Annotated in this window: 15 protein-coding genes and 1 riboswitch; of the genes, 6 read left to right on the forward strand and 9 right to left on the reverse strand. The window is 35.7% G+C overall.

Going from position 1 to position 22,027, the window contains the following annotated elements; translation table 11 throughout:
* Positions 1-905: 905 nt before the first annotated feature.
* The 4 genes from cls to JNUCC74_RS16930 form a co-directional block, all read right to left on the reverse strand.
* A complete protein-coding gene (gene cls, locus JNUCC74_RS16915; RefSeq protein ID WP_454066204.1) occupies positions 906-2,348 on the reverse strand; it encodes a cardiolipin synthase in 1,443 nt (480 codons plus the stop codon).
* 769 nt (positions 2,349-3,117) lie between these two features.
* Entirely contained in the window at positions 3,118-3,864 is a 747-nt protein-coding gene (locus JNUCC74_RS16920; protein ID WP_454066205.1) for a MurR/RpiR family transcriptional regulator, read from the reverse strand.
* Between the two features lie 340 nt (positions 3,865-4,204).
* On the reverse strand, positions 4,205-5,575 hold the full coding sequence (locus JNUCC74_RS16925) for a class-II fumarase/aspartase family protein (protein WP_454066206.1): 1,371 nt from the start codon (positions 5,573-5,575) through the stop codon (positions 4,205-4,207).
* A 15-nt stretch (positions 5,576-5,590) separates the two neighbouring features.
* The gene (locus JNUCC74_RS16930) at positions 5,591-7,147 is read right to left on the reverse strand and encodes a PTS transporter subunit EIIC (protein WP_454066207.1); all 1,557 of its coding nucleotides are present in this window, start codon (positions 7,145-7,147) and stop codon (positions 5,591-5,593) included.
* Positions 7,148-7,965: 818 nt separating this feature from the next.
* Between JNUCC74_RS16930 and rarD the strand changes: the two genes are divergently transcribed.
* The 4 genes from rarD to JNUCC74_RS16950 all read left to right on the forward strand — a co-directional run bounded on the left by rarD (position 7,966) and on the right by JNUCC74_RS16950 (position 13,271).
* Positions 7,966-8,892 carry an EamA family transporter RarD gene (gene rarD / locus JNUCC74_RS16935; protein WP_454066208.1) on the forward strand — a complete coding sequence of 309 codons (927 nt, stop codon included), beginning with the start codon at positions 7,966-7,968 and terminating at the stop codon, positions 8,890-8,892.
* 48 nt (positions 8,893-8,940) lie between these two features.
* Positions 8,941-9,066, forward strand: a riboswitch (SAM riboswitch).
* 220 nt (positions 9,067-9,286) lie between these two features.
* The gene (locus JNUCC74_RS16940; protein WP_454066209.1) at positions 9,287-11,035 is read left to right on the forward strand and encodes an O-acetylhomoserine aminocarboxypropyltransferase/cysteine synthase family protein; all 1,749 of its coding nucleotides are present in this window, start codon (positions 9,287-9,289) and stop codon (positions 11,033-11,035) included.
* Positions 11,036-11,785: 750 nt separating this feature from the next.
* A complete protein-coding gene (locus JNUCC74_RS16945; RefSeq protein ID WP_454066210.1) occupies positions 11,786-12,670 on the forward strand; it encodes an SGNH/GDSL hydrolase family protein in 885 nt (294 codons plus the stop codon).
* Positions 12,660-13,271, forward strand: coding sequence for a YpmS family protein (locus tag JNUCC74_RS16950; RefSeq protein ID WP_245799713.1), 612 nt, complete (start codon positions 12,660-12,662; stop codon positions 13,269-13,271). Before JNUCC74_RS16945 ends, JNUCC74_RS16950 begins: the two co-directional genes overlap by 11 nt.
* Positions 13,272-13,783: 512 nt before the next feature.
* Here JNUCC74_RS16950 and JNUCC74_RS16955 read toward each other — a convergent pair.
* The gene (locus JNUCC74_RS16955) at positions 13,784-14,407 is read right to left on the reverse strand and encodes a hypothetical protein (protein ID WP_454066211.1); all 624 of its coding nucleotides are present in this window, start codon (positions 14,405-14,407) and stop codon (positions 13,784-13,786) included.
* A gap of 1,423 nt (positions 14,408-15,830) precedes the next feature.
* On the opposite strand from JNUCC74_RS16955, the gene JNUCC74_RS16960 reads away from it, so the two are divergent.
* Together JNUCC74_RS16960 and JNUCC74_RS16965 are read left to right on the forward strand one after the other, a co-directional pair.
* Positions 15,831-17,021: a glycine C-acetyltransferase gene (locus tag JNUCC74_RS16960; RefSeq protein WP_454066212.1), complete on the forward strand. Its 1,191-nt coding sequence runs from the start codon at positions 15,831-15,833 to the stop codon at positions 17,019-17,021.
* A gap of 35 nt (positions 17,022-17,056) precedes the next feature.
* Positions 17,057-17,998, forward strand: a complete 942-nt coding sequence (locus JNUCC74_RS16965) for an L-threonine 3-dehydrogenase (RefSeq protein WP_454066213.1) — start codon at positions 17,057-17,059, stop codon at positions 17,996-17,998.
* Between the two features lie 557 nt (positions 17,999-18,555).
* Here the strand turns inward: JNUCC74_RS16965 and JNUCC74_RS16970 are convergent.
* The 4 genes from JNUCC74_RS16970 to JNUCC74_RS16985 form a co-directional block, all read right to left on the reverse strand.
* A complete protein-coding gene (locus JNUCC74_RS16970; protein ID WP_454066214.1) occupies positions 18,556-20,178 on the reverse strand; it encodes an ABC-F family ATP-binding cassette domain-containing protein in 1,623 nt (540 codons plus the stop codon).
* Between the two features lie 121 nt (positions 20,179-20,299).
* Positions 20,300-20,902, reverse strand: coding sequence for a response regulator (locus JNUCC74_RS16975; protein WP_454066215.1), 603 nt, complete (start codon positions 20,900-20,902; stop codon positions 20,300-20,302).
* A complete protein-coding gene (locus JNUCC74_RS16980; RefSeq protein WP_454066216.1) occupies positions 20,895-21,662 on the reverse strand; it encodes a sensor histidine kinase in 768 nt (255 codons plus the stop codon). Before JNUCC74_RS16980 ends, JNUCC74_RS16975 begins: the two co-directional genes overlap by 8 nt.
* 54 nt (positions 21,663-21,716) lie before the next feature.
* Entirely contained in the window at positions 21,717-22,022 is a 306-nt protein-coding gene (locus JNUCC74_RS16985) for a hypothetical protein (protein WP_454066217.1), read from the reverse strand.
* Positions 22,023-22,027 lie beyond the last annotated feature (5 nt).

Here is a 22,027-nt window from a genome sequence, read left to right on the forward strand (position 1 = left end):
ATCCTCCTTCTGCTTACAACAAGGACTTCGTTGTAAGACTGCTTAACATAAAGATCGTGTAAATTTATCTCAGGACATCCCTCCTTTAAAATGGAAGATTTTTATTTCTAAATACTCTTTATTTGCTAAAAATAAAAAGACCTTCCAAACCTATTTTTAATATTTTAAACCAAAATCCTTACTGATTCCATGGATAATCTGTCCCAAAAATCTCTGCGAATTCTCTTGATGGCATTTGTCGCTCTCTCTGTTGTGCAGCACGGATCGAGCTGATTTTTTCATATCGGTTTGGGGACTCATACAAGGTACCGGACTTGGGTTACCATCTTCATCAATTGCCACAAACCTTTAGAAAAACTTGGCTTGTCGTCAAGTCCTTAGCGAAAGCTATCGTTTTTCTTATACGATAAAGTGAAACTTCATTTCTTGGTATGCTTTTCCTAAGAAATGTTAGATGAGCCAATCGGGCATTTAGGTGCTGTTTTCTCCAATTTAAACTTCTCGGAAGTTGTGGTTTTCCCCTTATATGCGGGATAAAGCCTAAAGTTTTATACTTTCCTATAGTGCAAAAAGCAGTCGAGCAAACATGTCTTTCGCCGGTTCGAAAGTTTTCTGTCACTGTTTTTATAAATACTTCCGTCGACGTAGGATATGTCCAGGTGACAAACGCCTCTACACAAATGAATGACCATTTTTGACAGGAAATAAAAAATCAACAGAGGCAGTTGGCATGCCTAGGAGGCTGCAATCGCCGCTCCATCACCCATATGAGCCATCCGTTTACCACCAAAAGTGTAACGTAAGAATTCGCGTCTGGCGGTAATACATAAGATGTTCCTAATAGCTAAAGATTTGGCACATGTCTTCTTGTTCATGTTATCACCTCTTAAGTATTTAGTTGATGCTTACAATACTGGTGAAAGAAGTCGAGAAATGGATTCTTTAAAACGAATACCTATGGAGCGCTGACGGTAAAGATTTTTCGACATTTGTGTAGATAGCATCATGTCCTTCTCAAATTCAAAGACTAACCGCTGAGCCAGGTCCTGATCATATAAAAATGCATTCACTTCAAAATTTAAACGAAAACTGCGAACATCAATATTTGCAGTTCCCACGGAAGCAATTTTCCCATCAACGACAATTGTTTTTGCATGTAAAAAACCATTTTGATAAATAAAGACCTCTGCGCCTGCTTCCAGTAAGTCTCCAATATAAGATAAAGTTGCCCAATAGACAAATGGATGATCCGGCTTGTTTGGAATCATAATTCTTACATTAACTCCGGACAACGAAGCGATTCTTAGTGCATCACGTAAACTCTCATCGGGTATAAAATAAGGAGTTTGAATATAAACATATTCTTTTGCACTCATAATCATTTTAATATAACCATTTTTGATCTGTTCCCAGTCAGAATCCGGCCCACTAGAGACAATTTGTACCCCCACATCGCCAGTTGGAACGGAACTATAATAACGATTTTCATATAAAATATCATTACGGGAAGCCTGATTCCAATCCAAGATAAAGCGCGTCTGCATCTGATGTACCGCATCTCCATAAATACGTAAATGCGTGTCACGCCAATATCCAAACTTTTTCTTCTTTCCTAAGTATTCATCACCAATGTTAAAACCACCAATATAGCCTATTTTGCCATCAATAATTGCTAATTTACGATGATTTCGGTAGTTTATTTTAAAATTGATCTTTGGTATTTTGGGCGGAAAGAAAGCTTCCACCTCTACTCCAGCCTTACGTAGCCGCTTAATGTATTTGCGCTTGAGCGAGCGAGAACCCATGTCATCAAACAAAACGCGTACTTCAAGCCCTTCTTTTGCTTTTTTAACTAAAATATCGGCAATTCGCTGACCAAGATTATCACTACGAATAATGTAATAGAGCAAATGAATATGATCTGTTGCCGCTTTTAAGTCCTCGATTAAAGCTTCAAACTTTTCAGCTCCATCCGTAAATATCTTCACACTGTTATTATGCGTAAAAATAGCATCATCATTTCGTAAATGTAAATAAAATAAATCCTCATACTCAGCGATGTCTTCATTTTTATATGCGAATGTACCTTCTTCCAGTGCACGCAGTTGGGCTTGTACGGCTGCCTTCACACCAAGCCTGCTTTTCGTGTCCCATGTAAAGATTCTTCGTTTACTGATAGGCTTTCCGAAAATTAGATACAAAAAAAATCCTGCAATTGGGATAAACAATAGAACCATTAACCATGCCCATGTGGAACTTGCATCCTTCCGCTCTAGAAAGACGATAGAAATTCCTAATGTAATATTAAAAATTAACATGGAACCAAATAAATAAGACATAATTTCCATTTACTTATGATTCCCCTTCCCATAAACTATTACTCCCTAACAAAAATTGGATGATAATGACAAACATTTCACCAATAATATAGCATACAACAACAATTGTCGTTAGTTTCAATTATAAAACGACTTTAATTTCTAATATTTTATTAGAAAAACTTGGCTTGTCGCCCAAGTCTCTATGGCGAAAGCTATCGTTTATCTTATACGATAAAGTGAAACTTCATTCCGTGGAATGCTTTTTACACGGAATGTTAGTTTGAACGAATCGGGCATTTAGGTGCCGTTTTCCCCCACTTTGACCCTTTGTATCAACTAAAGGCTCTTGAAGCAGGAGTCTTACGGCACCTTACATGCGGGATAAAGCCTAAAGTTTAATGCTTTTTCCTATAGTACTAAAGAAAACGTGACCAGCACAAGACTTTCGTGCAGATTATTGGCTTTCTTTCACTTATACAGTTGGCATTTAAAATTTCATTACGTCCTAAATTTGCGTTAAAACGCTAGCGCATTTTATTTTTACTACTCGACTAATTAACTTATTCTTCACAATCTTAGATATCACGCTAAAATAGTCGGTTTCTTTATTATACGTTATTGTCTTGTTTAATTCCCACTTTATGTATAAGGTAAATAAGTAGGTGTTACGTTTCATGCAAAAGAGCCTGCAACTAAAACTATACTTATTGATCGCAAGCTCCATAACACGGATTTTAAAAAGTCCATGGGAAAATTCAACGGCATCATTAAAGCATTCACCAATTACATTCAATAGTTAATATTCATTTAAACGTGTTAATTCATTAATTAATAAATCAACAATTAAGAAAAATCCAATCCGCGATATTTTATCATTTTTCTTTGTATCATTGTTATCAGAGTAACAATATAAGTTATCGTTTGTATATTTAGTTAATTCATTTGTTTGAAAAGAAGTAATACTAATTATTTTTGCTTTTTTAAAATGTACTTTTTTTGCTGTATTAATAATCTTTTTGGTATTTCCCGACATAGAAATAAATATAACCATATCGTTTTTTGCCACAAAGTTTGTAAATAGTTCAGATAGATTATAATCTTTTATAAAAATACATTGAATTCCGATTGATAATAAAAGATGCTCTAAATAATAACCTACTGCCTTACTAGTGCCTCTAGCCATAATAAACACATTTTCCGATGTTTGTATTTTTTTAGCACAATTTTGGAGCATTTCTTCACTAACAATAGATAATGTTTTATTTATACTTTGATCTAATATTTCACGGTAAGATAAATCACTATGTTTTTGATCAAGTACTTTATCTTTTACAGATTGATTAATATGATATTTTAATTCCTTGTACCCACTATAACCCAGTTTTTGAGCAAGATTGATTATCACTGTTTTTGATACATAAGTGGTTTCCGCTAAATCGTTTATCTTCATGTAAGGGATAACATCCATATGTTCAACAATATAGTTCAAAACCTTTCGTTCACTCGCCGTCATCTCTTCATAATTATCTAAAAAATTCAACATGTTTCATTCCTCAATCCATTCAAATATTTCCTGTTATCTGGCTATGTTCTTAGACAAATTGCTACGATTTAGTATAACACGTTAAACTATTCTCACCAGTGATTTATGGATAAAGTGAAACTTCATTCAGCCTCCTACTGAATATTAGTACCTCAGGGGGTATGACCTAAAGGCCCTTGAACGAATCGGGCATTTAGGTGCCGTTTTCTCTCACTTAGACCTTTTGTATCAACTCAAGATTTTGAAGTGGGAGTCTTACGGCACCTTACATGCGGGATAAAAACATTCATACAAAATGACATTAACCCTTCTTACATCTAAGTAGGAAGGGTTAATGCCGTCAGTTATACTTATTTAATATCTCTTCTTTAACTTCTTTTGCTCTACTGGCTTCCTTCTCCGCTATTGTAACGGAAAGCCCGATATAGTTTCTCGGGTCAATCATCTCTTTAATTTCTTCATCTGTAAAGTCACTGGCAATCTTTTCATTTGCTTTTAAATTAGCAAAGAAGTCTTCGCCCCCCGCAGCAGTCTTCATTGCAATTTCATACATGAGTGAATGCGCTTGATCTTTACCCAGTTTTTCTGCTAATTTCATCATCACATATTCACTATTATCCAATCCCTTGTTACGTAAAGCATTATAAAGCATCCTGTCTTTATGAACGACTATTGTTCTTGTTAATTCCTCACACCGTAATAAAACCTCCGTAATTAATTCCATTGCTTCTTCAAGCAAACCATCGAATAGCATATAGGAACTGCTATCCCCTTCATATGGACGTACTGCTGAATACATTCCGACTCCAGGTAAAGAATACAGTTTTTGAGAGTTTGCAATAATCCCTTTAGCTAGTTTCGGATTAATTTTATGTGGCATGGTACTGCTGCCGATCGTACCCTCACTAAATCCTTCTGAAACCTCTGCTATTTCTTCCAATGTTGTACTATATACTTCTTCAGCTATTTTATGGCAGACATTGGCTAGTAATGACAAGTTCATCATATACTCTAATTTATGTGTACTTATATTTCTTGAAGGAACTTCCATCGGATACATTCCTACTAACTCAGCAACACGCTCTTGTACTTGAATGCCAACTTCCGGCATGGAACTAAATGTACCTACAGCCCCTCCCATCATAATTTTAAAAACCCTTTTTTCTGCTTCTGCCATACGTTCATAGCAATGAATAAATTCGCTAATCCATACCGAAACCTTATACCCATATGTAATAGGAATCGCATGTCTCCCATGGGTTCTTCCAGGCATTACCGTATCCTTATTTTCATATGCCAAAGCACTTAAATTACCTAAAATTTTACCGATTATTTTCATAAACTGATGATGTGCTTTTTTTAGAATATAAAGTTGTGAGCTTTGTTGTATATTTTGTGTTGTTATCCCATAATGAACATACTTTCCACTATTTTCTGGACAAGCTTTTACTAATACCTTTAAAAAAGGAACAAAACCATGTCCTATTTTTTTATATATTTGATCCATTTCTGCAAAATCGATATTTTCTATTTTAGCTGCTTGTTTAATATCGTCTGCCGCTTTTTGGGGAATAAATCCGTATTCAGCTTGTGCCTGTGCTAAAGCAGCTTCAAATAATAACCATGTTTTATATTTTTCCTCTTGTGTAAATAATTTTTTTATACCTTGATCATCCATTGTCTTACTTTTTGAATCATATAATGCTCTCATTTATCTCTCTCCATTTTAGTTTCGTATTTCATCATCAACCGCATTTTTTACAAATTCAACTTGGGGACCATACACAACATGAATATGTTTTGCCGTTGGAAAGAAAAATCCTGTACACCCAGAGGTAGTTAATAAATCTTTGTCGATAACCCGAACATCTTTTAAATCGATCCGTAGTCGGGTAATACAATTATCGACATTTAAAATATTTTCTTTTCCTCCTAATGCTTTAACGACAATTCCTGCAATATCACCATAACGTTTTTCCTTTAATAATGAGTTATCCAAATTTTGCTGTTCTTCGCGTCCAGGAGTTTTAATATCAAAGCGAACGATAGCCCAACGAAACAAAAAATAAGTTACGATAGCTAACCCTGTACCAATCAATACAAGAAAAATCCAATTTGTTTTTTCATAAAGCAATCCGAAAATAGTAAAATCAAAAATAGTTCCACGTATATATCCAATCGCCACCCCTGCAAAAGATAATAAAACAGCACCAATTCCAACAATAAAAGCATAAACAACATATAATAATGGAGCTATAAATACGAATGTAAATTCTAACGGTTCGGTAACATTACCAAGAACAGCAGTTAAGACCATTGTAATTAACATTGATTTGACGTAGGCTTTATTTTCTTTATAAGCCGTTTTATACATTGCAAAAGCAATCGCCGGAAAAATAAATAACGTTACCAACATTTGCTGCTGTGCCATAAAACGAGTTAGCTTTGGCATCATCGACCAATACTCACTATTAGGCCCTTGATTAAATAAAATCTCTGTCATCGCAGGGACAACTCCTACATACGTTTCACCATCAATAACATATGACCCTCCAGCCTCCGTGAATCTAAACAGAACATTCCACACATGATGAAGCCCAAAGGGAATAAACAATCTTTCTCCTGCAGCAGTAAAGAACGGACCAACTACACTTAAATATACGGCAGATAAATTCGTTAAAAGTCCTACAAACAATGACCAGATAAAAGGAATCACCAGGCCAATGACGGTCATGAGACCAATTGTAATAATCGGGACGGATTTTTTTCCCGAAAAGAATGCAAAAGCCGTTGGCAGTTCTAGATTATAAAACTTATCCGTTGCCCAGGCGGCTACTAATCCGGTGATGATCCCCCCTGCCGCATTAATATTCATTGTTTGAATACCTAATACTTCTATTTGGCCAAATTGAGTCATGATCTCCGGATCTGCCATTTTACCAGTTACGGTTAGCCAAACATGCATTGCAATGATTAAAGTTAAATAACCAGTTGTAGCGGCAAAGACAGATATCCCCTTATCTTTTTTACTCATTCCATAAGCTACACCCATTGCAAATAATAATGGGATATTATCAAACACGGCACTTGCTATTGTACGAATACTAATTAATACTGTGTTTACTACTTCATAGCCTAAAAAGGGAAACCTTTCAATCATATAAGTTTGAACCAATGCTCCACTAATTCCTAAGATCATACCAACTGGTGCCAGTACTCCAATTGGCAGGAGTAAAGTTCGCCCGAATCTTTGGATAGTATCACTGATTTTCCTCTTACTCATCCATTTAAACCTCCTCAACCAGCACTTTATATTTTATTTTATCAGCAAAATCAAAGATAAAAAGCGCTTTCATATCCTTTTAAATTACATAGGTAAACAAAAATGACCTAGATCACTTTTGTTATTACTAATGATTCAGTTATTTTCCTAACATTTCTTAAAGGCAACGATTATCTTCAGATTCATATATTTTATACACGCTTAACATAAAAAACGGCCTCAGCCCTATAAATAGAGCCAAAACCGCTTACAACTATGTTATTAAGATCCACTTCTTTTTGACAGGGCTTTTTCTCTTTGTTAAACATCTAAGGAGCCATAAAATTCGTTATCCGGTGTGTCGCTGACGTAGCTTTCCTTGTCCTTGAAAAATGGTGATGTATTGCTGACGTAGCCTTGCTTTGCAGTTTGAAAGGTGAATATGGATGTGACCTAAGCTTACCAGCAATTCTGCTGAATCATACCGTCATAAATCACATTTGTTCCCATTTTTATTGTCATCTCCCATAATATCTGCTTTTAGAATATGAAAAATATTCTACTCCTTTGTTTTAGAGGAACGACTATTTTCAAAAGCGCTTCATCCATTTGGTTAGAAATGTTCTGATACATAGTGTTAGTCCCTTTTCTTTAGTATTCCTTCACGATGTTACCTTTTTTAATAGTATTCAAATCTTTTAAACATCAATGCTTGATTATTTAATGAGACAACTCTAAAATAAATATAATTAGCCTAGCATAGGAAAGCTAGACTTTTGCTTACATACAATGGAAGAAGAAATCATATCCATACTCTATCCAAAGAAAGAAGGAGAAAAATGAATGATGTTTCTCAGATTAGATCAGGTAGTTTATATACAATAGGGGCATACGTTCTATGGGGATTTCTACCAATCTATTGGAAATTTCTTGATCATGTTTCACCTGGAGAAACGTTAGCTCATCGCATTATCTGGTCATTTATTTTCATGTTTATCATCGTTTTAGTTACCCGAAATTGGCATGAATTTATAGATGAATGGAAAACTTTGCTTCATGATAAACGGAAATTAATAGGCATTTCATTGGCAACTGTTGTCATTAGCCTTAATTGGCTAACCTTTATTTGGGCAGTAAATAGTAATCATGTTGTTCAAGCAAGTTTAGGTTATTATATTAATCCATTAATCAGTATTTTATTAGGAATCATTGTTCTAAAAGAAGCCTTTACCATGAGACAAACCGTATCGTTTATTCTTGCAACTATTGGAGTTCTGTATTTAACATTTAGTTATGGCACATTCCCTTGGGTTTCTTTACTGCTTGCAACTACCTTTGGACTGTATGGATTATTGAAAAAAAAGCTAGATATAAAAGCAATGACTGGACTAACCATAGAGACGATGCTTATTGTACCAATCGCTATTATTTATGTGGTTATGATTCCAGACCATGCTTTTCAAATAAACGAATTTTTTTCAATCACTAACTTTTTATTAATGGGAGCTGGAGTAATGACTGCTGTTCCATTATTATTATTTGCTAGTGGAGCAAAACGAATCACTTTAGGAATGATTGGCTTTTTACAATACATTGCTCCTACATTAATGCTTTTAATAGGTGTATTTCTCTATGATGAAGCTTTCACATCAGCCCATTTTATCGCTTTTTTATTTATTTGGGCTGCGTTAATAAACTATATGCTGTCGAGTTTTTATCATCCGTTTAGAAACAAACAGATGTCATCTTCTAAAACTACGAGTTGACATAAAGCCATTATACTCATATAATATTCAGTAATTTAACAATTGTATCTCTTATCAAGAGCGGTGGAGGGAATAGGCCCTGTGAAACCCAGCAACCTGAAAGCAATTCTGCATATTGCTTTTTACGGTGCTAAATCCTACAGATCATCTTGTAAATGATCTGAAAGATAAGAGGAGGAACGGAATGACCCAAACCCTCTTCTTATTAGGAAGAGGTTTTTTTATTTACCTCTTCTTCTCCTCAAGTGAGCAAAAACGAAAGGAGTCGGTTTGCAACGTCCAAACAGAAAACACGGCAACAGAAGGAACCGATGCTGACTAGGCATAGTCAAAATTTTATTTCTTAAGAACTGTTCACTCTTTCTTCATCAAAACTATTAGGGAGGAATAAGTAATGACAAATTTTCAAAAGCATGACAGGGAGACCGTATTACTACATGGAGGGCAAATACCTGACCCTACAACAGGATCAAGAGCTGTACCAATTTATCAAACGACATCTTATGTTTTTAACGATACAACACATGCACAAAACTTATTTGGATTAAAGGAAGCCGGCAATATCTACTCGCGAATTGGCAATCCTACCGTTGCTGCGTTTGAACAACGGGTAGCAGAATTAGAAGATGGAGTTCAAGCTGTTGCAACTTCTTCAGGAATGGCCGCCATTACATTTGCCATTCTTAATGTAGCAAGTGCAGGAGATGAAATTATCACAGATAGTAACCTTTACGGCGGTACTTACAATCTATTTGCGAATACATTGCCGCGTTATGGTATTCATGTAAAATTTGTTGATGGAACGAATCCGAACGAGGTTGAAGCAGCTATTACAGATAAAACAAAAGCTATTTTTGGAGAAACGATTACGAACCCAAGCCTTCATATATTTGATGTAGAAAAAATAGCTGCGATTGCCCATGCCCATCATATTCCACTAATTATTGATAACACATTTGCACCATATATCACAAAACCCCTAGCCTGGGGTGCAGATATTGTCGTACATTCGGCGACCAAATGGATAGGTGGACATGGTACCACGATTGGAGGTGTCGTCGTCGATGGCGGACGATTTAATTGGGATCATGAAAAATTCCCGGGATTTACAGTTCCAGATGAAAGCTATCATGGTCTAAGGTTTGTCGATGTGGGACCAGCTGCATTTGCTACAAAATTACGAGTTCAATTGTTACGTGACATAGGTGCCTGTTTGAGTCCTTACAATGCCTTTTTATTATTACAAGGATTGGAAACATTGCATTTGCGCTTGCCACAGCATGTCCAAAACGCCCAGAAAGTTGCTGCATATCTGAATAGCCATCCGGCAATTGAGTGGGTATCATATCCAGGTCTGGAAAGTCATCCATCCTATCATTTAGCTAAAAAATATTTCAGTCATGGTGCTGGATCGATTATTACCTTTGGTATCAAGGGAGGGCTAGAAGCAGGTCGTACGTTAATTGACAACATTGAACTATGGTCACATGTCGCTAATGTTGGTGATGCAAAATCATTAATCATTCACCCGGCATCCACCACCCATCAACAGCTGTCAACAGAAGAATTGGCAGCAAGTGGAACAACAGAAGAAATGGTTCGTTTATCTATCGGTTTGGAATCGATAAATGATTTGCTAAAAACATTAGATACTGCCATTTCCAAAGCAACTGGGAATGCTGAAACAATTGGATCTGATGAAGATGATGCCATTGAATGGTTACTCCATTCTCCATTCGCTAGAGAAGATGGGAATGTCCGTAAGAAAACGATTGTAGTATATGGGCTGGGACAGGCAAATAATAGCAGTAAAGAAAAAGTGAAGCAATTGGAAAAATTAGGATTTGATCTCGTCGAAGTTGGTAAAACCTTTCATTCAGAAACCCTTCCTCAATATGAAGAATTGTCTGCTATTCCAACGATAGTGGATGCAATCTGGTTTATTCAACCTGAGTTACCGGCTACTGTATTGCAACAGTTCATTAATAAAGATGGTAAGATTTTATGGATCGAACATCCAGATGCCAATCTTACTGTGTTAGAGAATGTAAAAGCTGTAGGAATACCGATTATTACCGGGAAGAATCCTTATGAGTTGGCTGTTTCTCTCCGAGGTAATCAAAAAAGTCTAGTTACCGTATAATGAATGATATCTTTTCAACATTATTTGCTGAGTTTGAAATTTTGGACGGATAGGAGCCAGATTACGGTCTCAAATTAAATCAAATTTCAAAATAAGAGAAGATCAAGCAATAGTAAAGATTCTGTTACCAGTTGAAGTTCGAAGCGGCAAAGTTTTTGAGTAGCAAGCTTGTACAGGACGTACTGACTTCTACGTTGCCCACAGGACGTGGGCACTTTTAGCAGAAGATCTATTAATAGATACATGAGTGCAAGCATCGCTTCCTTGAGACTCAATTCCACGCAGGAAAATTATTTTTTTCCAAGGTAGGGAGAAACAAACCGCTAACAAAGACTTGGCTAGCAGCAAAGCGCAGACCATAGCCTTAGTTGTACGTATACTTAGAACTTAAAAATTTTTAACTACGTTGAATGAACTTCAACGCTAAAAATTTATCCGTTCTAACGTGCGAAGAAACCGATGTTCATTTTTACCCTACTTTTTGAACAGCTTCTAAAATTCAATATTACTAAATTTAAAGGTTTACTTTATTATAAAATTGGAAAAATTATAAGTAACCTTCCCTTTCTTGATCGCCTTACAAATTTGGAGGCGATCTTTATTTTTCACAGATAGAAAGGTTTATAATAGTCAATTTGCGGTAAACTAAGAGTAGATGACCGAACTATATACATAACATATCATTTGAAGTTAACGAGTTTACCCCCTAATTAAATTTACACAATAAATACAGCAGCGGTGTGATTAAATATGCAAAAAAACAGTAAAAACAAGTACTTTTTTGGCTTAATCTTTATGCTGATTACTGGGATAGGGTTATTCATTCTGTTCCAATCGCCAATGGCTTTAACCAATAAAGATCAAGAAACAAATGGGCAGACAAAAGCATATGGAAAAGTGAATATAATAAAAGAACATAAACAGCGCTCATATCATACATCAGCATTAAAAAAAGAACAGCCAGTGATTAAATATTTTTCTGAACCGGTCTATATTACTGCGATTGGTGATTCGTTAACACAAGGAATTGGGGATGAAACGAAGCAAGGAGGATATGTAGGTGTTTTAGAGCAAATGTTCAACAAGCGCAAAAGTACTGGTACGTTTGATAATTTTGGTAAACGGGGCAATCGATCCGATCAATTGCTAAAAAGATTAAATGAACCAGCTATTAATTCCTCTATTCAACGGGCAAATATTGTATTAATTACCATTGGAGCTAATGATATTATGCAAGTATTGAAGGAAAATATCACAAATTTGGAAATGGACGATTTTACTACCGAGCGACAAAACTATGAAAATCGCTTAGTTAAAATCATTGGAAAAATAAAGCGTATCAATCCTGCTACAGACATTTATTTATTAGGCTTTTACAACCCCTTTGCGAGGTATTTTAAAGATATTCAAGAATTAGAAATCATAGCTAAAGATTGGAACACAACTGGCGAAAACATTACAAAAAAAATCGACCATACGTATTTTATACCTATGATGGATTTGTTTGATAATACTGCCAAAGAAGTATTTGCAGATGACAACTTTCACCCTAATCATCTCGGTTATCAGCTTATAGCCGAACGCGTACTGGAGTATATTAACAAAGAGAAAGAAGATGACTCATATGGGGAATAGGATTGAACAAAGGAAATGGAAGCAATGGTTTATAGCCTTATTATCTCTAAATATCATTTTGTTCCTGCTATTTCTAATATTTATTTTCTGGCCGGTTTCAGAAGTGGATTATCCTGATCCTTCTGCTAAGCCAAATAGTGAAAGCTCCGAGTTTGTAGTACGAACAACAAAAGAAAATTTGAACGAACTGGTTAATGCTTATATTGATCAGCTTTTAGAGGGAACAAATCATCGATATCGTGTTGAATTAGGTGAAGATGTGCATTTAATTGGAGAATTGCCGGTATTTTCTTCAACTGTTCCATTATCTGTCCATTTAGAACCATTTGTTCAAGAAAACGGGGATATTATTTTAAAACAAAGATCCATCTCCATTGGTTTATTGGCATTACCAAACCAAAAGATTATGGAGTATATTAAAAAATATTTGCCAATGCCAGAGTGGGTTATAGTTAATCCGAAAAAAGAAGAAATTTATCTTGCTGTTACCGATATAAAGCTAAAAAGCAACTTTCAGATTGAGGTCGAGCACATTGATTTAGAAGCAAATAATATAGCATTCAAATTTAGAGTGCCATATCAAACATTAGGAATTGAATAATCAAACTGTATCTTTTTATACCATGAGAACATGGATTCTCAGGTGTCAGGCATACTTACAGTAAGATAACTAGTTTGGAAAAACTTTGCTTTTTGCCATGTCTTTCTGGCAAAGCTATCGTTTTTCTTATACGATAAAGTGAAACTTCATTCCCGTGGAACGCTTTTCACACGGAATGTTAGTACCACAAGGGTATGACCTAAAGGCCCTTGAACACCAATCGGGCATTTAGGTGCCCTCCCACTTTGACTCTTTGTATCAACTCAAGATTTTTATGTGGGAGTCTTACGGCACCTTACATGCGGGATAAAGCCTAAAGTTTTTTACTTTCCTATAATGTAAAAAAGCCACCTTGTCTGGGAAGACTTTTCCTCAAAAAAACTTAGCTGGTACCAAATCTCTGTCTCCCATTTTTTCCACTTGCAAACGTAAAAATTTTTATTTTTTATCCCCCAAAACTTGATATGTCAAAAAAGAGACTGGGATTTCGTCCAGTCTCTTTTGAATTCAGTTTAACGGATTACAAACCGTTTTACCTTTGAAGATAATAAAAAAATAAATGATTGCTTCACTTTTGTTGACTCTATGTTAGTTTTATTCTGCTTCTTTTTACTATACGGATATTCTTCTAACACCCCTTGATAGATAAGCTCCATCCCTTTTTGTGCTCGAATATCTCCTGGTGTAACAAAACATGTTGGTTTAGCAAGACGGAAGCTTTTTACATCCTTTAAAACAGTAGCAACAAACTGTGAACAGAAAAATGCACATTTACGGTTAATCTCAATTTGTAGTAATATTCCAATCAAACCAATAAAATTATAACGATATTCCCGTTTTTGGCGCTCAATTCGTTTAATATGATCTACTATTTTTCTAAATTCCTCTCCTGTTACTATAAAGCGATAAACAGCACAGTTTGACTTTTTCAAAAAATCACTGTGAATATCCTCTCTTACAAACCCACCAATAAACGGATTCCTTGGCTGTTTACGTCCAAAGCTGTAAAGTTCATGTAACTCTTTATCAAATCCAATAGAAACATGATTTAAAGATTGTTTTGTAAAAAAGTTAATCGCTTTCGCTAAGTTTGTTCCCGTATCTGTAAAAAGAAAATAAATGGTTTTCTCACTCAATATCCAGTCCTCCTCCCCAGCCGTAAATGAAAGAACTAAGCTTCTCCCTTCTATTACTATATTAGAAAAAACTTGGCTTGTCGCCAAGTCTTTATGGCGAAAGCTATCGTTTTTTCTTATACTTTCCTATAGTACAAAAAAAAGCAAATTGCACAATTCTAATAAAAAGCTAATTTCTCTAAGTACAATTAAATGATAATGAAAGCTAATTACTACCATTCATTTATTTTACAATAAATTTTTGTTTTGTCGATGACTTCAATCACTTCATCAGACTTAAAAATACAATTGTCTATTTGATTGAATATCAACAACGTTATTTCATACGTTTTGATTAAACACAAACTTCAAAGATTTATTTTAATACAGTTTGGACAATTTTATTAGCATTGCTATTGCTTAATTCAACATATCCAAACACACCAAAAGTAATGATTAAGATTAAAAATAGTACAACAAGAATTTTCTTCATTGTCCTCTTCCTTTCCCTTCGCCCAAAGTAGAGATAGGGAGCGATTGGTTCTTCGTTTTTTCTACCTAGCATCTATATTCAGTATTAGAAAAACTTGGCTTGCCGCCGAATCTTTATGGCGAAAGCTATCGTTTTTTCTTATACGATAAAGCCTAAAGTTTTATACTTTCCTATAGTATAAAAAAGTTCACACGCTTAAACCATTGTTTTTGGTGACATTTTCGCAGGTAAATCTTACAAGTTTGCAACTTAAGCATAAGCAAGGAATAAAAGTGCATGTGCTCGTTTTTCAACGGATAAACCGGTTAGCTTTAGCTTTTGATGAGGTAAAAGAAAACATGCCTCTAAAACAGGGGTATGCCGACGCTTAAGCGGCAAGCCTGCTTTTCGTCGGCCTTCCTTTAGATTCGAGCCAATGTTAACTTATCACAGGAAGAGGAACAGGTTTGCTAGAAGCTTGAGCGCATAAAGGAAAACTTCATTCCGTAGGAGCTTTCTCCCACTTAGACCCTGTTGTATCAACTCAGGACTTGAAGTGGGAGTCTTACGGCACCTTACATGCGGGATAAAGGGAAACTTCATTTCTTGGTGTGCTTTTCCCAAGAAATGTTAGATGAGCCAATCGGGCATTTAGGTGCCGTTTTCTCCAATTTAAACTTCTCGGAAGTTGTGGTCTTACGGGACCTTACATGCGGGATAAACTAGACAACGAATCTATTACCGCAAAAAAATCTCCACGATGTAGAAACAGATATAGGTTCCCAGAAAGTTAACAATATGTTTACAACGATTTATTTTTTAAGTTTTTCTTAACTACTGTTTGTACGTATTCTTCCATTAAACATTTCGTATAAGTTGTGTTAAACTGAAAAAGAAACATGCTTTTATCCATTATTTGTTTAAAATATTTAGAAACTACATAAACTCACATAAAAGGAGGAAACAAGTAAAATGACAAGTAAAGCATTGGATTCTTTTTTAAATGAAAATATTGCAGATTTAAAAAAACGTGGTTTATATAATGAAATTGATCCGGTTGAAGGGCCAAATGGTCCAGAAATCAAAATAGGTGGAAGAATGCTAATTAACCTTTCTTCCAATAACTACCTTGGACTAGCTACAGATGAACGGTTAAAAAAAGTTGCAAAACAAGCGGTTGATTCTCATGGTGCCGGTGCAGGAGCTGTTCGAACCATTAACGGTACACTTGATCTACATCTTGAATTAGAAAAGAAGTTAGCAGCTTTTAAGGGAACAGAAGCGGTTATTTCTTACCAATCCGGCTTTAATTGTAATATGGCTGCAATTTCTGCTGTAATGGATAAGCATGACGCCATTTTATCAGATGAGTTAAACCATGCCTCAATTATCGATGGCTGCCGTTTATCAAAGGCAAAAATTATTCGCTTTAACCATTCGGATATGGAAGATCTTAGACAAAAGGCAAAAGAAGCTGTAGAGTCCGGTCAATATAAAAAGATTATGGTAATTACGGATGGGGTCTTTTCCATGGACGGCGATATTGCCAAGCTTCCGGAAATTGTTGAAATTGCTGAGGAATTTGACCTTATCACGTATGTCGATGATGCACATGGATCTGGTGTATTAGGTAAAGGTGCAGGAACAGTAAAGCATTTTGGCCTACAAGATAAAGTTGATTTCCAAATGGGAACATTATCCAAAGCGATCGGTGTTATTGGCGGCTATGTTGCTGGAAAAGCAAACTTAATTGACTGGTTAAAGGTTCGTTCTCGTCCATTTCTATTTTCAACAGCAGTTTCACCAGCTGATGCAGCAGCTAGTGCGAAGGCTATTGATATTCTAATGGAAAGTACGGAACTAAATGAAAAGTTATGGGAAAATGGAAATTATTTAAAGACTGGCTTAAAACAGTTAGGCTTTGATATTGGTAATAGTGAAACACCTATTACGCCTTGTATAATTGGAGATGAAAACGCAACACAAGCATTTAGTAAACGATTAAATGAAGAAGGAGTCTATGCAAAATCAATTGTCTTTCCGACAGTACCGCGGGGAACAGGGCGTGTAAGAAATATGCCGACTGCAGCACATACAAAGGAAATGTTGGATAAAGCGATTAGTATCTATGAAAAAGTCGGAAAAGAACTTGGGCTAATTTAAGCAGAAAGTGAAGCAATAAGAGAGGATTTCGAGTAATGAAGAAAATACTTGTTACAGGAGCTTTAGGACAAATAGGCTCAGAGCTTGTTATTAAATTAAGGGAGCGCTATGGAATAAATAATGTAGTAGCGACTGATATTCGTAAGGCAGAAGGAATCATAGCTGAAGGTCCATGTGAAGTTATTGATGTGACCGATGCAAACCAACTTTATGAAGTGGCAAAGAAATACCAAATAGATACGATGATGCATTTAGCTGCATTATTATCGGCAAAAGCAGAAGAAAATCCTAAGCTCGCTTGGCATATTAATATGGGTGGTTTAGTAAATGCATTAGAAACTGCACGGGAATTAAATTTACAGTTTTTTACTCCTAGTTCCATTGGTGCTTTTGGTCCAACTACACCAAAAGATAAGACACCTCAAGATACCTTGCAACGTCCAACAACAATGTATGGTGTTAACAAAGTAGCCGGTGAACTGTTAGCAGATTACTATTATACTCGTTTTGGTGTTGATACTCGCGGTGTCCGCTTTCCAGGATTAATTTCTTATGTTACATTACCTGGCGGGGGAACAACCGACTATGCAGTAGAGATGTATTATGAAGCAGTTAAAAATAAAGCTTATACATCTTATATTGCCGAAGGTACTTATATGGATATGATGTATATGCCGGATGCGCTTAACGCTATCATTCAGTTAATGGAAGCAAACCCAGCCAATTTAAAACATAGAAATGCATTTAATATCACTGCTTTTTCAGCCGAACCAGAAGATTTTGCCAGAGCAATTAAAAAACATATTCCGGACTTTACATTAGAATATCAGGTTGATCCAGTTAGACAAAAAATCGCTGACAGCTGGCCAAACAGCTTGGATTCAACAGCTGCAATGGAAGAATGGGGCTTTAAAGCAGAATATGATCTTGATAAGATGACAAGTAACATGCTTGAAAAAATCAAAATCGAAAGATAAAACTTAGAGCAAAAGCTAGTAACACAAGTACTTAGGCTAGACAACGCTACATTTCGAAAATAGTTACTCATAATGTAGAAATGAGTATAAATTCCTAGACGATTAGAAAGACTTGGCTTGTCGCCAAGTCTTTATGGTGAAAGCTATCGTTTTTCTTATACGATAAAGTGAAACTTCATTCCGTGGAATGCTTTTTACACGGAATGTTAGTACCGCAAGGGTATGACCTAAAGGCCCTTGAACCAATCGGGCATTTAGGGGCCGTTTTCTCCAATTTAAACTTCTAGGAAGTTGTGGTTTTACGGCATCTTACATGCGGGATAAAGCCTAAGGTTTTATACTTTCCTATAAAAGCATGTGCTCTTAATTAGTACAGACAAGCGCTAAAAACTCAACCGATGAGGCTGTAAGAGTAAAGCGGCCTCTAGAGTCTGGCACTGGAGAATAGATATTGATAAAAGTCATACAAAAATTATCCACGATGTAAAAATAGGGTATAGCTCCCTAAACAAGCACAGAGCACTGGATTTTTTCCGAGTGCTCTTTGTTTATTATCATTAACCGGCGTACATAGCAGCTACTTTAGTTTGTAATTCTTTATCCTGTACGTATTCATCATAGCTCATTTCTTTATCAATCATGCCCTTTGGTGTAATTTCAATTAGCCGATTGGCAATACTTTGAATGAATTGGTGATCATGAGATGTAAATAAAATCGAGCCTTTAAATTTAATGAGCCCATTATTTAAAGCAGTAATCGATTCTAAATCAAGGTGGTTTGTCGGTTCATCTAATAATAGAACATTGGCATTGCTCAACATCATCTTAGCAAGCATGCAACGAACTTTTTCTCCTCCTGATAAAACATTTGCTTTTTTTAATGCCTCCTCACCAGAGAAAAGCATTCTTCCTAGAAACCCACGTAAAAAGGTTTCTGTTTCATCTTCTGGGGAGTACTGCCGGAGCCAATCAACTAAAGAAAGTTCACTATTTCCAAAATAGGAACTATTGTCTTTTGGGAAATAAGATTGAGATGTAGTTACACCCCATTTATACATGCCAGAATCAGGCTCCATTTCACCCATAAGAATTTTAAATAACGTCGTTTTTGTAATATCGTTTTTACCTAGAAGGGCAATTTTATCATCTTTATTCATTGTAAAGCTAATATTATCAAGCACTTTTACACCATTAATCGTTTTTGTTAAACCATCAACACGGAGAAGATCATTACCAATTTCCCTTCCAGGCGAAAAGGCAATATATGGATACTTTCTCGACGAAGGCTTAATGTCGTCTAAGGTAATGTTTTCTAATAATTTTTTTCGTGATGTTGCTTGTCGCGATTTTGAAGCATTAGCACTGAAGCGAGCAATAAATGATTGTAATTCTTTGATTTTTTCTTCTTTCTTTTTGTTCGCCTCTTGTGCCATTTTAGTAGCTAGCTGACTGGACTCATACCAAAAATCATAATTTCCGATATAAATTTCAATTTTTCCATAGTCAACATCAGCGATATGGGTACATACTTTATTTAAGAAATGGCGGTCATGAGATACAACAATAACCGTATTTTCAAAGTTAATTAAAAATTCTTCTAACCATTGAATTGCTTGAATATCCAAACCATTAGTAGGCTCATCCAATAACAAAATGTCCGGGTTACCAAATAAAGCTTGGGCAAGTAACACTTTGACTTTTTCATCTGCAGTTAGGTCAGCCATCTTTTTATCATGTAAGGACTCACTAATTCCCAAACCTTTTAAAAGAATAGCTGCATCTGATTCTGCTTCCCATCCATTCATTTCAGCAAATTCCGCTTCCAATTCGGCTGCACGCATACCATCTTCTTCAGAAAAATCGCCTTTCATATAGATAGCATCTTTTTCTTGTTTTACAGCATAGAGTTTTTCATGCCCCATTAAAACAGTATCTAATACATGATCATCTTCATAAGCAAAATGATCCTGTTTTAAAACAGCAAGCCGTTCACCTGGGGAAAGTGAGACGTGACCGGTCTGAGGCTCAATTTCCCCAGATAAAATCTTCAAAAAGGTTGACTTTCCAGCTCCATTTGCACCAATTAATCCATAACAGTTACCGGGAGTAAATTTTAAGTTTACATCCTCAAATAACTTTTTATCACCATATCGTAAACTAACATTAGATACATTTATCATGCGGGTAAATTTCCTCCAATAAAATAAAAGTAATCAAAGTTAGCTTACGTTATTTACAAGGTTTCGTCAATATTTGCTGTATACAATGAATGATGTAAGCAGCTATATTACGTGTACAACATCATATCCATCCCTTACTTCTAGCAATTTCAATCGCTTCCAAACGGTTTTTTGCCTCTAGTTTTTGTATGATTTCCGATACATAGTTACGAACCGTACCATAAGATAAATATAAGGTAGTTGTTAATTCCTTTGTCGTCATACCAGTAGCGATCAACTTCAAAATTTGTTGTTCTCGTTCATTTAGTGGATTTTCTTCCCGTATGAAATCGACCATTAATTCTTGACTATATACTTGCTCCCCATCAACAACCTTACGAATGGCTGTTGTTAACTCTTCAATGGAACGATCTTTTAATAAGTATCCATCTACTCTAGCTTTCATTGCTTTTTCAAAATAACCCGGCTTAGCAAACGTTGTTAATACAATAATCCGTGGTCGTTGATCCATCTCGTTTACAAGCTTAGCTACCTCAAGCCCGCTTTTGCCAGGCATTTCAATATCTAATAGACAAACATCCGGTTGCTTTTCTTCGATTAGTTTTATTACCTCGTCACCACTAGTAGCCTGACCCACAACCTCCATATCAGCTTCTAAATCTAATAATGATCCTAAAGCACCTAATAACATTTTTTGATCTTCTGCTAAGACAATTTTATACATGAAGCTTCCCTCCTCCCTCCGGTCTTTTTACTTTTGGCACCGTCATTTCCAAAGTAGTACCGCCGTTTGTGACCAGAGACAGGGTACCACCTAATAAGGCAAGCCTTTCTTTTATTCCTTGTAAACCATATCCCTCCACACCTTGTGTAGACATGCCAACGCCATTATCCTTTACGTACAAAAAAATCATCCTGTCGTTTTCTTTAAGCTCAAGCCAGCATTTACTTGCTTGACTATGCTTAACAATATTTGTTACTGCTTCTTTTAAACAAAGACTAAGCATATGTTCAGTAACTGCTGAATAAAATCTGATATCTTCGTGAAACTGGATATGTACATCCATATTGGCTGTATCTAATAGTTGCTCCACTTGGGTCAATTCTTCCTTTAGTGTTTGTGCCTTCATATCGGTTACTAATTCCCGTACTTGGTCCAAAGCTGCTCTTGACGTCGTTTCTATTTCCTTCACTTCCATCTTAGCCCGCTGTGCATCCTTGGTTATTAAGCGTTCGACTAATTGGCTTTTCAACGTAATCAGCGATAATGTATGACCAAGTGTATCATGAAGATCTTGCGCAATCCTTGTCCGCTCTTCCCGTTTGATAAGCTCTTCTATTTTAGCATTCGCTTCATCCAATTCTTTTTCTAACTGCATATTCTTATTTATAGAGCGGATTCCAAATGGAGAGGCTAAAATGACTATCATAAATGGAATAATATTGATAACATAAACATGTTCCATCATAATCAAATGATACATAATTGGTAGCAGCAATGTTATAAATAATGCTGACCAACCAATCCAAAAATTCCTTTACCAGCCAATAAAACTCGCTGTGAAAAAGCCAAGAAATAGAAAGTTGTAATCGTAAACAATGCTTTGAACACAAATAATTCCCATTTGCACTCCAAGCCAACAGGAAAACATCCGCGTACCTTCTTTATGAAACAGCTGATGATAGCTAATTAGAAATAGAAGTAAAAGCAAGTAGCCAAATACTTGCTTCATTCCTTCTACCTCTAACATTAAAACTGCTGGCATAATTAAATATATGAGAAACACATATGGAAAAAAGCCATATTTTTTAGGAAATAGTTCCCTTCTTACTTGTTTTGTCATTGAAA

Source organism: Cerasibacillus sp. JNUCC 74 (assembly GCF_053667775.1).